This is a genomic window from Chryseobacterium sp. MEBOG07, from assembly GCF_021869745.1.
Classification (GTDB): domain Bacteria; phylum Bacteroidota; class Bacteroidia; order Flavobacteriales; family Weeksellaceae; genus Chryseobacterium; species Chryseobacterium viscerum.
The window spans coordinates 4,566,308-4,581,845 of record NZ_CP084579.1 but is presented as its reverse complement, the minus strand read 5'-3'; the positions used below and the strand labels follow the sequence as shown (position 1 = coordinate 4,581,845).

Sequence of the window (15,538 nt, the reverse complement as noted above, 5' to 3'; positions counted from 1 at the left end):
AACAGGTTTTCAGGATTCAATTAAAAATAATTTAGAAACAAACAAAAATAAAATGAAACAGTTACACAACATATTCAATCAATATTCAAGACTATTCGGACAGGAGCCGACAGGAGTTCTGTGTATTCTTGATAGTGAAATTGTGGATGAAAGGTGCTTATATACGTGGGTCAGCTAATGATCTTTTACGTTAAAATATATGAAGCGCCTCCCGAAAAGAGGCGCTTTTTTTATGGTTTCTTTAGCTTATTTGGTAAAGCGCCGGTCTGTGGAACCGGAGAACAGGGTTCGATCCCCGGAGATACCCAAAATATAAAATCTCATAGCTCAATTGGTTAGAGCACCGGTCTTTTAAACCGGGAGTTGAAAGTTCAAATCTTTCTGGGATTACAAAGCGGTTCCGTAGCTCAACTGGATAGAGCATGGGTTTTCTAAACCCAGGGTTAGAGGTTCGAATCCTCTCGGAATTACAAAAAGGTTCATGGAAAATTTCCAATCCGGCTGTCTCCCGGAAAAGAAACAGAAGTGAGCCCCAAAGCTGGAAAGATAACGGTGGTTGTTTACCCGTCTTGGACGCAGGAGGTCGCAAGTTCGAATCTTGCTTTCCAGACAATTTGTTCCATTAGCATAGTGGCAAGTGCATTCGGCTTTCTACCGAACGACAAGGGTTCGATCCCCTTATGGAATACAAATGATTTCGTAGCTCAAGTGGTTAGAGTATCGGTCTGATACACCGAAGGTTGAAGGTTCGAGTCCTTCCGGAATTACAATGATTTTGTAGCTCAATTGGTTAGAGCACCGGTCTGTTAAACCGGAAGTTGAAAGTTCAAGTCTTTCCAAAATCGCAGGTAACTAATTGTTAATTGTTTCAGGAGAAAAAAGTAAAAGTTTGTCAAGAGCAGAAGATCTTTACACCAAACACAAAAATACAGACAAGCTTTTTCTGATCTCTCCAAAGAACAGTTAGAATGAAGAATATCATTTATAAAATTTTAGGTAAAAATAAAGTTTGCCAAGCGCAGAAGTTCTTATATCAAATAAAATCAGAGCAAACTTTATTTTTTTTTAATCTGATGGTTCGCCGAAGTGGAAGAGTCGGGGCGGTCTGCAAAACCGTTGTGTAAACTGAGTGGGTTTGAATCCCATAACCATCTCAATGAAAGAGTGATGATTACTCTTATGAAATATCCTTTATTAAGAAAAGAAAAAGGCTGTCGAGCGCAGAAGATCTTTAGTCAAACATTCAATAGAGACAGGCCTTTTCTTTTTAAAATGAAAATGAGAAATTATTGATTAACCATTGTTAATTACTCATGAAATCCGGAAGTACGCCGAAGTTGGAGAGTCGGGGCAGACTGTAAATCTGTTGCTTCATAGCTGAGTAGGTTCGAATCCTACTACTTCCACCCAACCACTGATAATGTAATGGCAGCATGCAGGAAATGTACTCTTGTTGTTCAGGTTCGATTCCTGGTCAGTGGATTAAAGCTCTATTCGTCTAACGGTGAGGACGCCTGCCTTTCGAGCAGAAAATAAGGGTTCGATTCCCCTATAGAGTACTGGATGTGAATAGCTGGTCAATATAGAATTGATATAATACCATGAAAGTTCAGATTTAAAAAAAATTGGCCAGTTACCATTCACAAAAAAAGAAGAAAAGAAAAAAGGACTGTCAAGAGCAGAAGATCTTTAATCAATAAAAATAAAGACAGCCTTTTACTTTTTTTAAAATAAAACATAATTAGGAAATGAGAAAGGTTTGTCAAGCGCAGAAGATCTTTACAAACACTAGCAAGCATAGTTTATCAATAGACAGAGCTTTCTCAAACCTAGATATAATATGAGTAATAAGCAATGGATGATGAGTAATTAAACAACATAAAAAAATTACTAATTACCAATTACTCATAAAAAAATCTGCGGGAATGGTGGAATGGTAGACACTCTTGATTTAGGATCAAGCTTTTGGGGGTTCGAATCCCTCTTCCCGTACCAAATAATAAATAATAATTGATTAATAATCAGTTATAATCGGAAGAGTGGTGTAGAAGGTCTGCACGTTAGTCTGAAAAACTAAAGGTACAGGTTCAATTCCTGTCTGTTCCGCAAAAATATGAATGATAAGTAATAAGCAATGAGTAATCATTGATACCTGACTAGTTTCTGGCATTACTCATGATCAATTACTTATTACTCATAAATTTAAACCTTGATTCATAGTGTAATAGGCAGCACACAAGATTTTGATTCTTGTAGTTTAGGTTCGAGTCCTAATGAATTAACAGCATTTACTCTGATAGTGTAATGGCAGCATCTCAGTCTCCAAAACTGATGGTATTGGTTCGAATCCGGTTCGGAGTGCAAAAAATAGAAATTAACGACTCGTTATCGTTTATTAATTATCAATAATCATTTATAAATTTAAAACATGTAAAAAAAATGGAAACGCAACAACAAACATGGCAGAATATGAACGGAAAAATTTTCCAACACTCTATCACACAACTGGTAGAAGAAGCCATTATTCGCGAACAGGCAGACGGACACCGTCTGAAAGTATGTGTGGGATCAGACTCTCATGTATATGGAGATGCCATCAATTATGCTACGGCAGTGGTATTTATTCGTGAAGGAAAAGGAGCGTTTACCTTTATCAGAAAAGAAAGAGCAATACAGAGTATCAGTATCAAAGAGCGAATGCTGAATGAGGTCAACAAATCCGTAGAAATTGCATACGCTATCTGCTCTGTGTTGGATACTTATGGGGTGGAAATGGAGGTACACGCAGACATTAATACCGACCCGGATTTTAAATCCAATGTAGCATTAAAAGATGCAATGGGATACATTCTGGGAATGGGATATGTGTTTAAAGCAAAACCTTTTGCCTTCGCAAGTTCCAATTGTGCTGATATGATGGTATAATAAAGCTGGAAGAGGGATGTAGGGAGTTGGAAGCTTAAAGAATTTATAAAAAGTTAAATCATGGAAAAGACAAAAAGATTATTATTTCTTGATGATATAAGATATCCTATTGAAGCCTATCATTATACCAAACAGGATATTTTCCTCAGAAGTGGCTGGCATATCGTTCGGAATTACGAACAGTTTGTCAACAGGATTTTGGAAAAAGGACTTCCGGAAATGATTTCTTTCGACCATGACCTTGCAGATGTACATTATTTGAAACAGGATTCTCAGGAATATGTTGAAAAGACAGGATATGACTGCGCCAAATGGCTGATAGAATATTGTATGGATAACTATCTTGACCTTCCACAATTCTATTGTCACTCTATGAATCCGGTAGGAAAGGAGAATATTCTAAGCCTTTTAAAAAATTTTAGAAACAATTAAAAACTAAAACAAAATGATTTTCAAAACATATAACGCTATAGAAAATGCTTACCAGGCCCGCGTGATCGAACAGATCAGGATGCAGGGTTTTGGGGATGAGGTTTTCATTGTACAGGAAAAAGTTCACGGGGCTAATTTCTCTTTCTTCACCGATGGAAAGGAAATTAAAATCGCAAAGAGAACTGCTTTCATCGAAAAAGATGAGAAATTTTTCAATGCACATCAGATGTTGGAACGCTACAGAAAAAATGTAATAGAAGTGTTTCAAAAAGTGAAAACCATCTATCCGGATGTTGAAACTGTGGTAATCTACGGTGAATTGTTCGGTGGCGGTTACAAGCATAAAGAAGTGGAACCGGTAAAAGATGCTGTGAAGGTACAAAAGGGTATTGAATATACTCCTCACAACGAATTTTATGCTTTCGATATTAAACTGAATGGGATTACCTATTTGGATACAGAAGTGGTCAATCAGATTTTTCAGGAGACAGGATTTTTCTATGCTAAAATCTTGTTTCAGGGAACTTTGGAAGAAGCTTTGAGATTCCCCAATGTTTTCAATTCAAAAATTCCGGCTTGGCTGGGACTTCCTGAATTGGAAGATAACATGTGTGAAGGTACCATTGTAAAAACCTTGAAAACCCAGTACTTTGGAAACGGCGCAAGAATCATTCTGAAAAATAAGAATGAAAAATGGGTCGAAAAATCCAAAATGGTTAGAAAAGAAGGTAAAACTGTTCAGAAACAGATCCATTTCGGTGAAAAAGCTCAGGAAATCTGGGAGGAAATACAAAAATATGCTACTGCCAACAGATTGAATAATGTGGTAAGCAAAATTGGCGAATTCGAACCTAAAATCATGGGTAAGCTTATTGGTCTTTTTTCACAGGATATTTTAGAGGATTTCCAAAAAGACTTCCCGGCAGCTTTCACTACTATTGAAAAAGAAGAGCAGAAAAGGATCAACAAAAAGTTGAATTCTTTAGTCATTGATTTTATAAAAGAAGAGTTGATGACTCTTAAAGTATAGTTTCGGTAATTTTTTACCGAAACTTTTTTATGTATAAAAACGCAGCCATTACTGTCAGAAAAATAGAAAGTACTTAGAAATATAACAAATGAAAGCGAGAGAATTCCTCTCCCTTAGAAGGATGGCGGAAATTCAAAAACTTTTGACGGGGTGGTTTAAAAAAAGAAAAACAATGTTACAAGCAGAAATAAAAAGTCTTTTAAAAGAAGACATCAGTATATTGATCAAAGTTCCCAACTCAGGAAAGCACTATTTGTGTGATTGTGGTGAAGCAAGTTTATTGACGGTAAAAGAAGTACAGTCTATATCAGCAGTATTCATCAGTCATACCCATATTGATCACTTTTCAAATTTCGATAGTATTTTCAGACATCAGATCGGAAGCGGAGAAAAAGTAGTGATCTGCGGACCAAAAAATATTCATCAACAGGTTGAAGCAAGGTTAAAATCTTACACCTGGAATTTGATTGCGGAAAACGCGATTGAGTATGAAATCCGGGAGATTGTTTCAAAAAAAGAAATTAATGTCTACACCCTTCATCCGCCACACTGGAACCTTGAATTGATCAGAACACAGGATTTCCTGTTTGAAGATGAATACATCAATGTTGATTTTGCCATTCTTGATCACAAAACAGATTCTATTGCTTATCTGTTTAAAGAAAAAGATTCGGTCACCTTTAATGAAGAAGCTTCCGGCTTTAGAAAAGGAAAATGGATCAGTGAGATGAAGACCGCTTTTGAAAAAAATGATGTTGATAAAGAAATCGAAATTGAGCAAACAATGTACAAAGCAGCTGATTTGTTTCATCTGCTGACCCGCAATGCAGGGTATAAGCTTGGTGTAATCATGGATCATGCCGTAGACGAAAACAATTACAAACAAATAAAAAACGTGTTTGGAGGAGCTGATCTGGTATATATCGAAACATTTTATAAAGATACAGACCAGGAATTTGCAAAGATCAATTATCACAGTTTCGCTTCTGCATCAGGAAAAATCATGAATGAGTGCCAGGTGAAAGAAGCAATACCGATTCACTTTTCAAGAAGATATACGGAGAGCGATCAGGAAGAAATCGAAATAGCTTTTTATCAAGCATTTCGCAAGAATTAATTAAAAATATTTAAACCAAAACTATAGAAATCACATATTGAATTTGTCATTGACAGCGTCGAATCTTGAAGGAAAAATCAGTTTAAGGAACTTAGAGATTCTTCACTCCACTTCTGAACTACGTTCGCAGACCTTTAGTCTGTATTCAGAATGACATTGAGAATGTTATAGTTTAAAAAACAATTAAAAAATGAAACCCAATATATTTTTTACAGCAGACCATCATTTTGGTCACGAAAATATTATAAAATTTTCCGAAAGACCCTTTGAATCTCTCGACCATATGAATGAAGAACTCATTAAAAGATGGAACGAGAAAATTCAACCCGGTGATACAGTCTATCATTTAGGAGACATGAGTCTGGGAAAACCGGATTTTACCAAAGAAATTTTAGACAGGTTAAATGGGGACATCCACCTTATCAAAGGTAATCATGAAGGAGCAGCTTTAACTTATCCCAAGCGGTTTGCTTCCATCAGAGATTATCACGAACTGAAAATTGATGAGCCGGACCAAAGTAACGGAAAACAAAAAATCATTCTTTTCCATTACGCCATGCGTACCTGGAATGGCTCGCACCGCGGTGTATGGCAGTTATATGGACACTCACACGGAACATTGCCGGATGATGAGATGGCTCTGAGTTTTGACGTTGGGGTAGATTGCCACAATTTTTATCCGGTTTCCTACGAGGAAGTCAAAGAATTGATGAAGAGGAAAAAATGGACGCCTCCATTTGCTCCTAGAAATTAACAATTAACAACAGAAAGGAAGCTGAAGGGTAGGAGATGTAGAAACCTAATTAACTTCTAACCTCTAGCTTCTAATTTCTAAAAAAATCATGAAAACAACCAATGAGATCATAATCATCGATCTGGAAGCTACATGCTGGGAAAACGACAGAATTCCCATCGGGCAGAAAGTCGATATTATAGAAATAGGAATTTGCAAATTAAATGTAATATCAAAAGCAATTTCCCAAAAACAAAGCATTTATGTCATTCCTGAACGTTCAGGTATCAACAGATTCTGCACACAACTGACAGGAATTACTCCGCAGCTGATAGAAGAAAAAGGAATCTACTTCGAAGAAGCCTGTGAAATAATCAAAAATGAATACCATTCCAAACCCCTTACATGGGCCGGATACGGAAACTTCGACGGAGAGCAGATCATAGAACAGTGTGATTGGCTTGGTATAACGAATCCTTTTTCAGAAAACTATATGAATGTGATGCATGAATTTAAAAGACATTTCAAATTGCACAAACAAATAGGCCTTAAAAGAGCCCTGAGTCATCTGAATATGGATTTTGAAGGCACTCACCACAACGGAGCAGACGATGCTTACAATACAGCCAGAATTTTAACTAAGATTCTGTAAATAGTAATGAGGCTGGAAGACAGAACCTGGAGGCTGGAAGTAAATTAGACATTGTGAAAACTTCCCTCTTCCCACATCCTTCTTCTTCCCTTTAACAATTAAGTTTTAAACAAGTGAAAACAACAGAAAATATATTAATAGTAGACCTGGAAGCGACATGTTGGGATAACCGACCGCCAAGAGGCCAGGAAAGCGAGATCATCGAGATCGGTGTATGCATCATGAATGTAAAAACCGGTAAGATCTCTAAAAATGAAGGGATTTTAGTAAAGCCCCAATATTCAAAAGTGAGCCCGTTTTGTACAGAGCTTACTACACTTACCCAAAATATGCTGGATAGCGAAGGAATCATGCTGGATGATGCATTTGACATCCTGAGAGCAGAATACGATTCAGAAGAACTGACGTGGGCCAGCTATGGAAACTACGACCTGAATATGCTTCAGGGTCAGGCAAGAAGATTCTATACAGATTATCCTATGAGTGATGACCATATCAATGTAAAGACATTGTTTGGCGAAATTCATCCTACCATCAGGAAAAGTGTTGGGATGAACAGGGCTTTGGGTGAATTGGGCTTTACCCTGGAAGGCACCCACCACAGAGGAGTGGATGATGCAAAAAACATTGCGAAAATCCTGCATTGGTGCCTGAAAAATTATTAAATAATCTGAAATAACAACAGGTCATTTTAAAAATGGAGACTGTCTCAAAGTAATGAGGCAGTCTTTTTATTATTAGGAATGATGATTACAAGAAATAAGAATTCTGTTCTTATCATTGAAAAAGAGTTGAGTTATTAAGTGCTTTTGTTTTGCAAATATTTAGATTTTAATGTATTACAATCTTGATGTTGATATTTTAATTAAAATTAACGTATCTGTATCGTAAAAAGATGATATTTTAAAGCAGCTGAAATCCGAAAATTGACAAGGTAGAAAAAGAATAAAAAGTAAAATACCGGGCCTGAATCCACTTTTTTACTAATATATCTTTAAACAGGGAATTGTTTTTGTGGTACTAAAGGTGGTGGTAGCGGTTGTTTTATTAACTTAATATTTTGTTAAAAAATTCACTTTAAAGGGATAATTTACTGTCTGTCAGTCATTTTTTTTATTTTAGCTGATAAGAATGAATTTATGCTTATTGATGGAGGTTTTATGGCAAAATATTTAAACTATAAAACAAAGGAGATTGTTCCTTTTCTTAAAAAGCTTACACCAAAAGATAAAAAAGAAGTTGTTGCTCTTTTAAAAAAACAGACTAATAGAAAAGGGGGCCGCAATACGATCTCTGTGTGGGCTGCTTTGGTTGACTGCAAAGCGGGAAATGAGTACAAAAGACAACGATCCGGATATTGTTCAATACCGGCTGATGTTGTCGACCCAATCCTTGAAATGTATGTTCCGGTATGGATAGGGAAGTTTGGAAGCCATAAAGACGTTCCTGAAAATACTTATTTTTTAGACTATTTATTCAATTTTTATCAAGGTGTTTATCAAAATAACCTGGTCAGGATTTTATATAGCGAACCGTATTTTTTAGACCTTTTTTTTGTGAAAAAGCATGAAAATACATTTTTTAATGCTGATTTTCAGTATGATATAAAGTATATAGATGTCTGGATGAAAATGAATATACCTTTTCAATCGGCACATTATTTATTTCTGTTTTCAAGACTGTTTAATAAATACAAAACCCTCTGTGGTACGGCTTTTGAAGTCATAATAAACAAGGTAGTTTCCTATGATTTAAAGATACAGAACCTGGAAACAATAATCGATAAAAAGATCAGTTTTCAATGGACATTCGTAAAGAATATAGATGGTCTTTGGAATCTTATCAATTTGATTGTCAGTAGTAACCCTGGTTTCAAAAAGCGGCTGATGCCCATTCTATCAGCTGTTGAGAAGTCGGTTTTTAATCTTAAAAGGCTCTTGGAGCCCGATCATGAACTGTTAAATCAAAATCAGTCCAAACAGGACAAAACAGTTCTTGGACTGCTTATAGAATGGAAAAAAGAAAATAACCTGAAAACTATATTATCAAATTAAAAGCACATGAAAGAAAGACTTTATGAGATCCTTAATGAGGAAAAAATACATGAGATCATCCCCTTCCTAAAAGAGCTTAGTACTGAAGAAAGGAAAATACTGGTACCGTCTATAAAGAAAATGGACCGTGAGATCAGTAAGATTGTAATGACTAAAAATTCCTACCACACGGCAGGATCTGTGAATCAGCATTCGATTATAGATATCGCTTCATTTGTTTGTATGGATAAAAAGAATTTCGGTAAAAACTACTGGAGTCTTTTCCGTAATGCAGAACAAACCGAACAGATACTGGAGTGGGGATGCCCGGAATGGTTTTCAGAATTTATCAATGAATCTGTAGAAGCAGAATTTACCGCCTTTAATTATAAGGATATTCTGGGATGGACGGAAAAAGGATATGTAGAACCTAAACCGGAATTGCTGGGTCATCACCTAAGTAATTATCCATCTGACCTTGACGATCATCCAGAAACACTTAATACCCACTTTTGGTATTTATGTGAATACCCTTCCAAATCTTTACCCTTCCGTAAAGAATGGTTTCCTATTGTTCAAAGGCTGATTGCAGATAAAAAAATTGAAAGAAAAAGATTTTTAAGAGAATGCCTTCTGGCTTCCAACAGAAATTTTAATAAAAATGTTACGGGATGGTTTATGGATGCATTCACAGCATTAAAACCAAGTGATGAAGAGCTTTCTGAATTACAGGATGAATTGCTTGCAGGATTATCTTCCTCACAATCAAAAGCGGTGAATACCATATTATCACATTTGAAAAAAATAGTAGGCAGTCCTGATTTTAAGAATGATGAATTTTCACATTATCTTCCGAATCTGCTGAGCTCAGAAGTGAAAACGGTAGTTGTTTCCAGTTTGGTTCTTACAGAAAAAATATTTCAGCGAAAGAAAATGGATCCTGAAATGTTGGGGATGGCTTTAAGTACAGCATTTGTAAGTAAAGATGACGGTATACAATCAAAAACAGCAAAGATTATCCTGAAATATATTCCGGCTTCTGAAAATATGATGGAGGCGCTTTCCCATTATTCAGATAATATACTGACTAACGTACGCCCTCTTTTGGCAAAATATATAGAAGAGAGACAGCAAGAGTTGGAAGCAATAGACTCAGAGAAATTGTCTCTGACAGCAGAAGAAAATGCAGTACAGGTACTTCAAAACTTTGAAGACCTCATGTTTTATCTTCCTTTAGCGATGGATGATCCGTATAGCTATCATTGTGATATTGCTTTGACAGGATTTATCCAATTTGCCGGTGATGTAGATGCCGAATCTGTGAAATTGATAGAACCTGTATTTTTAAAAGCTTGTAAAACGATTGCGAAATGGGAAGTTCCCTATCTGAATGTTTTATTATGCAACGCTATTATCAATTATGGTTTGAGCTTACTGGAAAAATATCCGATTCAGCTTAAGAATCTTGAGAAAATCTACCAGAAAACAGAAGAAGAGGAAGCGGGAAGAGAGTCCTATTCAAATTATCAGAAAAAATTAGGTCCGATAGAAGAAGTTGGAGCAGACTGCCCTGCCAGACAAGCGTTTAAAGAGCTTGCTGTCTATGCCTTCCAAAAATAGCATCAGGAGATAAGACTCCTTTGTTGTTTCCAATCACCCATGCTCCTTGCTGGGTTTCTCCTGTCACTTTGGTAGAAAGATTAGAGAATTATCAGAATAATAATACTGAACCCCATCACCTGGATATTCATCTGGCACTGCAGCGTTGTGCTCTAGATGACACCTCGAAAGCTATAGTGGAAGTTGAAAAAAGATTGAAAGGTGAATACAGGGAATTGCTACTTTTCTTCTTTGGCAGAAATGCTAAACCGGAAGGGAAATTTGAACACCCTTCATGGTGGATGACCGCTGGAATTACCCGTTCACCGGAAACTGTTTTTGAAGAATTCAGAAGTTTTGGATATGATGATATTCCTGTGGAATTCTTTTCAGGTGATTACAAGTGGAAAACCATTGATAGTAAGAAAAACTCATACTACCCTGTAGAACTGAATATTACTATTCCAAAATATCATCTTGAAAAAGAAAAGAGCCTCTTTTCATGGAATATTTTGTTGCTGAGCAGAAAGAGCTTTCAGAAATTCCCGCACTGATGCTTTGTTTTCCAAATACGCCTGCAAATGCCTTGGCGAAAGTCATTAAATACTGCCTTTTCTATTCCGGAATTGCTGAGGTCTATGAAAGAAGTCTGGTTTTGAATACCGCGAATGCACTTTATAAGATCAAAAAGCCTTTGGATGAAATAGGATATCTTTTCTTAGGAACTATTTTCCTGGACAGTGATAAGACCATCCGTGGGACAGCTGCAGAAATGTGGCTGGAACATGTTTCTTATCATATGATGGACAATGCGTGGTTAGGAAGAGTGATCGGCTTGCACGAAAAGTTAGAATGGGCACCTGTAAAAAGATTTACAGACCTTATACAACATCATATGCTGAATGTCAGCAAAAATCATAATATTGCCCTTGAGGAACTGATATCCAATATATTGCTTCAAATGGATACTCCCGTTACCAATCTGAAGAAAATTCTTGAAATTTATCATGAAGTATTGGCTTTGAACCAGTCAGAAGCCCATAAAGAGGTCAAAGAAAAATTAAACAACTGGAAAGAAAACTCGAGTCTGAAAAAAATCTGCAATCTTCTTCTCAAGAAATAAATTATGGAAGATACGCTTATTTATAACTATTCAGGGAAATCCTCCCTGGCTAGGAGAGATGCCATGGAAGAACTGTTTCTTGCTAAATATAGTGAGATACAGAAAGACACTGGTGTTTCGTGCTTTTTTTGGGGAAATGTAGGACAGCCCTTTATTTTAGCGAGATGTCTGATCACGCTTTCCAATATTGTGAAATCCAGCTTTAACCTGTCTCCTTTTCAGATGGCACTTCTTAAAGATCCGATTGTGACTGCCGGAAATGGAAGATTACGCTTTGAAGGTTTTTCTCATTGCGCAGGAGTTTACGCAAGGCTGGACGTCCTGCCTGATGGTCTTGATGGGGAATTCCTGGAAAACGGAACAACGAATGTGGATTTTAACCAACCGATGATAACCGCACTGGGAAGTATCCGACCGAATGAAAAGGTTATGCTTTCCGTAGGTGAAAAAGAAGTGGGGCTTTATCAGGAAGAAAAAAAATAATAGAAAGAAAAGTTCCTCTGCCTGTAAAATGGATCAAAGGTCTGGGAACGGTTCAGGTTTATTTATCAGAATCCGAAAAACGCCATACTTTTAATAGAATTCAGACACAACAGCTATTTCGTGGAATGCCGAAAGGAGTAGTAAAGTCTGATTATTACCTTATTGTGAGAGGAAATAAGCCAATCTTCTCTCCTGTAACATCTGCTGATGCTGTTTGTATAGGAGGACTTCACAGGCTTCGTCTGTTGGAACCTTTGCTTCCGTATATTGATTCTATGCAGGTTTTTCCACATGCTAATATGCAGTCTACCACCTGGCAGCTTTATATGGGGAATATTAGATTCAGCTTTTCTTTGTCAAGAGAATGCTGGAGAGGTTTCTCAGGAGAAGGAGCCCTACTGGATAGTTTAGTTTCTGAAGTTTCAGATGAATGGATTGACGCTTTGGACAAATACGTCTATGCCAACCAATCTTTTAATCCAGCCATGCTTGCTCTGGAAGAGAATATTAGTTTTAATAAGGCGGAAAATATTACAGGAAGACTTGCCGCAATGGGATTGTTAGGCTACGACCTTGATGATAATGAATTTTTCTACCGAAGACTTCCTTTTAAATTAAACCGTATTATCGGATTAAATCCCCGTATAAAAAATGCTGAAAAGCTTATAGAAGCGGGAAAAGTAGAAATTTTAAACAACAATAAGGAAAGAACAGAAGCCAGAGTAGAAGGAACTGGTGTGCATCATACGGTAATCATTGAAGAAGAAAAAGAACGCTGTACCTGTGAATGGTTTAGTAAATATCAAGGTGAAAGAGGTCCTTGTAAACATGTGCTGGCAGTGAAAAAACTGGTAAACAGTTAAAAATTGTTGATGCTTATTATATTATTTTGTTAATAATTGCGAAGGTGCAAAAATTAGTTTTTATAAGAAGACTCATCCTTAATCTCCTTAAAATTTTGATTTTCCTGCACCTTTGCATTGTATAACATTTAATAAACTTTTGTTTATTAATTTTTTGCCTGCTTCAGCCATTCTTCATAGCTAAGCACCCCCAATTCGGGTTTACTTTCACCTTCCAGAATAGAAATAAACTCAAGCTGGTTTCCATCAGGATCATTAAAATAAATAGCCAGTGCCGGCATCCATGCAAATACCATAGGCTCAACACTGCCATTTTTTAGGAAATTATAAGGTTTTAAATCTTTATTTTCTAAATATTCTACTGAGTAATTCAAAATATCTTCCTTACTGCTTGAAAAAGCAAAATGTCTGGTCTGAAGATTCTCCTTCTGCTCCCATAACCCCAGCATAAATTCTTTACCTTCTCCGACCCATAAAAAAGCAATAGGTCTGGTTTCATCTCTATGAGCTAGTTTTAATCCTAATACTTCTGTATAAAACTGAATACCATTTTCCAAATCACTTACCTGTACATGAGTTTCATATAATCCTTTAATCATAGCTTTAATTTTAATGACACAAAGCTATAAAACCTCTACTGAAATACCTGTTGGAGACGATTTCTTTAATGAAAATGAATGATAGAAGGATTTTATAATTAGGAATTAAATTCTTGTTAAATATCAATAATTGTTTTCAATATTAATTCAATAGGGGCGGGCTAAAGCCCGCCTAATAAATTATGACTTCATTCCGCCGGCTTCAGCCAAAACTTAAAATCTGCTTAATCCTGCAAAATCTGCGAGAGTTATTCAATATAAATATCCTTTTAATCATATTTCAAAAATAAAAATTTAAAAAAATCAAAGAAAAATATTCTACGCAAAAAGACTGCGTAATACTGTCTTTACTTTGCATCAGAAATCAGAGAGGAAGTATCAATCCTTCTCCATGTTTAACAAAAAAAAACAGTAACCATGAAATTTAATTTTTTAAAAAAAGAAAATAAAGTAGTGCAAAATTACGAAGGTGCAAAAGCATATGCGATGACACCTGCAGAAGAATTGTATAGTGCTGTTGTTACAACAGGACTGTCAGATGCCAACTATGAAAAAGGAAATGACAGGTTGGAAAGAATTCAGTCTCTGATTAAAAAAAATGATCCTGAATTTGTGGCAAAACTGGCGGTGTATGCAAGGAAAGATATGTACTTGCGTTCCATTCCATTGGTTTTGACAACCGAATTGGCAAAACAGGCTTCCGGTACAGATCTGGTGAGTAAAACAGTAGATGGAATCGTTCAAAGAGCAGACGAAATCACAGAATTGCTTGCCTATTACCAGCTTGCGAATAAAAGAACAGATACTAAAAAGCTTAATAAGCTGTCAAAGCAGATTCAGAAAGGTTTGGTGAAGTCATTCAACAAATTTGACGAATATCAGTTTGCAAAATACAACAGGAAAGCAGACGTAACCTTAAAAGATGCATTATTTCTTGTTCACCCAAAAGCTAAAGACGAAAACCAGCAGGCAGTTTTCAACAAAATTGCTAACAATACACTGGAAACACCTTATACCTGGGAAGTGGAGCTTTCTGTTTTAGGTCAAACGAAATTTGCAGATGATGCAGAAAGAAAACTGGCCTTCAAAAACAAATGGGAAGAACTGATCTTCAGCAACAAATTGGGTTATATGGCAACCATGAGAAACTTGAGGAATATCCTTGAAGCCAGAGTGTCATCTGATGCCATGAACAAAGTTTGCCGATATCTTTCTGATGAAAGAGCGGTATCCAACTCAAAACAACTCCCATTCCGATTTCTGGCGGCTTACAGAGAATTGAAAATCATAGATTCTCCTTATCTGTCCTCAGTATTGGAAGCATTGGAAGATGCCGTAGTGGTGAGTGCCAGAAACATCAAAGGCTTTGGTTTTGATACTTCAGTAGTGATCGCTGCAGATGTCTCTGGTTCTATGCAGAAAGCGGTTTCCAGCAAAAGTAAAATATTGCTGTATGACATCGGTTTGCTGATGTCGATGATCCTGCAGTCACAGTGTAAAAAAGTGGTGACAGGTATCTTCGGTGACCGCTGGCTAAGAGTTCCAATGCCTAAAAACGGTATTCTTAGAAATGTGGATGCATTCTATAAAAGAGAAGGTGAAGCAGGATATTCCACCAATGGTTATCTGATCATCGAAGATCTGATCAAAAGAGGAGAAAAAGTAGATAAAGTAATGCTGTTTACCGATACTCAGATGTGGGATAGCAAAGGAAACAGAAACTCCTTTGAAGACGTATGGAAAAGATACAAAGCTATCGCTCCTTATGCAAAACTGTATATTTTTGACTTGGCAGGTTATGGTACACAGCCGCTTGACGTCAGAAAAAATGATGTATACCTTATTGCCGGTTGGTCGGACAAAATTTTCAATGTATTGAATGCATTGGAAGATAAAAAATCAGCTGTAGAAATGATACAAAAAGTAGTGCTGTAAAAGGTACTGCTTTT

At 36.5% G+C, this 15,538-nt stretch carries 16 protein-coding genes and 13 tRNA genes; 28 read left to right on the top strand and 1 reads right to left on the bottom strand.

The window, feature by feature from the left end; translation table 11 throughout:
- The first annotated feature begins 52 nt into the window (after positions 1-52).
- The 27 genes from LF886_RS23980 to LF886_RS20920 all read left to right on the top strand — a co-directional run bounded on the left by LF886_RS23980 (position 53) and on the right by LF886_RS20920 (position 12,990).
- The gene (locus LF886_RS23980; RefSeq protein WP_262697051.1) at positions 53-178 is read left to right on the top strand and encodes a hypothetical protein; all 126 of its coding nucleotides are present in this window, start codon (positions 53-55) and stop codon (positions 176-178) included.
- A gap of 62 nt (positions 179-240) precedes the next feature.
- Positions 241-308: transfer RNA gene (locus LF886_RS21035), tRNA-His, on the top strand.
- Between the two features lie 8 nt (positions 309-316).
- Positions 317-390 (top strand) — tRNA-Lys (locus LF886_RS21030).
- Positions 391-396: 6 nt separating this feature from the next.
- Positions 397-470 (top strand) — tRNA-Arg (locus LF886_RS21025).
- 68 nt (positions 471-538) lie between these two features.
- Positions 539-610, top strand: a tRNA-Pro gene (locus LF886_RS21020).
- A 6-nt stretch (positions 611-616) separates the two neighbouring features.
- Positions 617-688, top strand: a tRNA-Glu gene (locus tag LF886_RS21015).
- 5 nt (positions 689-693) lie between these two features.
- Positions 694-767: transfer RNA gene (locus LF886_RS21010), tRNA-Ile, on the top strand.
- A gap of 4 nt (positions 768-771) precedes the next feature.
- Positions 772-845, top strand: a tRNA-Asn gene (locus LF886_RS21005).
- Positions 846-1,072: 227 nt separating this feature from the next.
- Positions 1,073-1,154 (top strand) — tRNA-Cys (locus LF886_RS21000).
- Between the two features lie 168 nt (positions 1,155-1,322).
- Positions 1,323-1,406, top strand: a tRNA-Tyr gene (locus LF886_RS20995).
- A gap of 81 nt (positions 1,407-1,487) precedes the next feature.
- A tRNA-Glu gene (locus LF886_RS20990) sits at positions 1,488-1,559 on the top strand.
- Positions 1,560-1,919: 360 nt separating this feature from the next.
- Positions 1,920-1,995: transfer RNA gene (locus LF886_RS20985), tRNA-Leu, on the top strand.
- Between the two features lie 38 nt (positions 1,996-2,033).
- Positions 2,034-2,106: transfer RNA gene (locus LF886_RS20980), tRNA-Phe, on the top strand.
- 184 nt (positions 2,107-2,290) lie between these two features.
- Positions 2,291-2,361 (top strand) — tRNA-Trp (locus LF886_RS20975).
- 78 nt (positions 2,362-2,439) lie between these two features.
- Positions 2,440-2,925: a ribonuclease H-like YkuK family protein gene (locus LF886_RS20970; RefSeq protein ID WP_103232785.1), complete on the top strand. Its 486-nt coding sequence runs from the start codon at positions 2,440-2,442 to the stop codon at positions 2,923-2,925.
- Between the two features lie 60 nt (positions 2,926-2,985).
- Positions 2,986-3,357, top strand: a complete 372-nt coding sequence (locus LF886_RS20965; protein ID WP_236851461.1) for a cyclic-phosphate processing receiver domain-containing protein — start codon at positions 2,986-2,988, stop codon at positions 3,355-3,357.
- Between the two features lie 13 nt (positions 3,358-3,370).
- Positions 3,371-4,387 carry an RNA ligase, Rnl2 family gene (locus LF886_RS20960; protein ID WP_236851459.1) on the top strand — a complete coding sequence of 339 codons (1,017 nt, stop codon included), beginning with the start codon at positions 3,371-3,373 and terminating at the stop codon, positions 4,385-4,387.
- 172 nt (positions 4,388-4,559) lie between these two features.
- The gene (locus tag LF886_RS20955) at positions 4,560-5,504 is read left to right on the top strand and encodes an MBL fold metallo-hydrolase (RefSeq protein ID WP_236851458.1); all 945 of its coding nucleotides are present in this window, start codon (positions 4,560-4,562) and stop codon (positions 5,502-5,504) included.
- 190 nt (positions 5,505-5,694) lie between these two features.
- Positions 5,695-6,258 (top strand): metallophosphoesterase family protein, encoded by a 564-nt coding sequence (locus LF886_RS20950; protein WP_103232781.1) that lies wholly within the window; start codon positions 5,695-5,697, stop codon positions 6,256-6,258.
- 88 nt (positions 6,259-6,346) lie between these two features.
- On the top strand, positions 6,347-6,889 hold the full coding sequence (locus LF886_RS20945) for a 3'-5' exonuclease (protein WP_236851456.1): 543 nt from the start codon (positions 6,347-6,349) through the stop codon (positions 6,887-6,889).
- 113 nt (positions 6,890-7,002) lie between these two features.
- Positions 7,003-7,554, top strand: coding sequence for a 3'-5' exonuclease (locus LF886_RS20940; protein WP_236851455.1), 552 nt, complete (start codon positions 7,003-7,005; stop codon positions 7,552-7,554).
- Positions 7,555-8,028: 474 nt separating this feature from the next.
- Entirely contained in the window at positions 8,029-8,943 is a 915-nt protein-coding gene (locus tag LF886_RS20935; RefSeq protein ID WP_236851453.1) for a DUF6493 family protein, read from the top strand.
- A 6-nt stretch (positions 8,944-8,949) separates the two neighbouring features.
- Entirely contained in the window at positions 8,950-10,542 is a 1,593-nt protein-coding gene (locus LF886_RS23975; protein WP_262913035.1) for a DUF6493 family protein, read from the top strand.
- A gap of 23 nt (positions 10,543-10,565) precedes the next feature.
- Positions 10,566-11,075: a DUF6493 family protein gene (locus LF886_RS23970; RefSeq protein WP_262913034.1), complete on the top strand. Its 510-nt coding sequence runs from the start codon at positions 10,566-10,568 to the stop codon at positions 11,073-11,075.
- A complete protein-coding gene (locus LF886_RS23965; RefSeq protein ID WP_262913033.1) occupies positions 11,024-11,644 on the top strand; it encodes a DUF6493 family protein in 621 nt (206 codons plus the stop codon). Before LF886_RS23970 ends, LF886_RS23965 begins: the two co-directional genes overlap by 52 nt.
- Positions 11,645-11,647: 3 nt before the next feature.
- Positions 11,648-12,127 carry a hypothetical protein gene (locus tag LF886_RS20925; RefSeq protein ID WP_236851452.1) on the top strand — a complete coding sequence of 160 codons (480 nt, stop codon included), beginning with the start codon at positions 11,648-11,650 and terminating at the stop codon, positions 12,125-12,127.
- Positions 12,128-12,252: 125 nt separating this feature from the next.
- On the top strand, positions 12,253-12,990 hold the full coding sequence (locus tag LF886_RS20920) for an SWIM zinc finger family protein (protein ID WP_236851450.1): 738 nt from the start codon (positions 12,253-12,255) through the stop codon (positions 12,988-12,990).
- A 146-nt stretch (positions 12,991-13,136) separates the two neighbouring features.
- Here LF886_RS20920 and LF886_RS20915 read toward each other — a convergent pair whose 3' ends face one another.
- A complete protein-coding gene (locus LF886_RS20915) occupies positions 13,137-13,589 on the bottom strand; it encodes a VOC family protein (protein WP_236851449.1) in 453 nt (150 codons plus the stop codon).
- A gap of 417 nt (positions 13,590-14,006) precedes the next feature.
- Between LF886_RS20915 and LF886_RS20910 the strand changes: the two genes are divergently transcribed.
- The gene (locus tag LF886_RS20910) at positions 14,007-15,524 is read left to right on the top strand and encodes a TROVE domain-containing protein (RefSeq protein ID WP_236851448.1); all 1,518 of its coding nucleotides are present in this window, start codon (positions 14,007-14,009) and stop codon (positions 15,522-15,524) included.
- Positions 15,525-15,538: the final 14 nt, after the last annotated feature.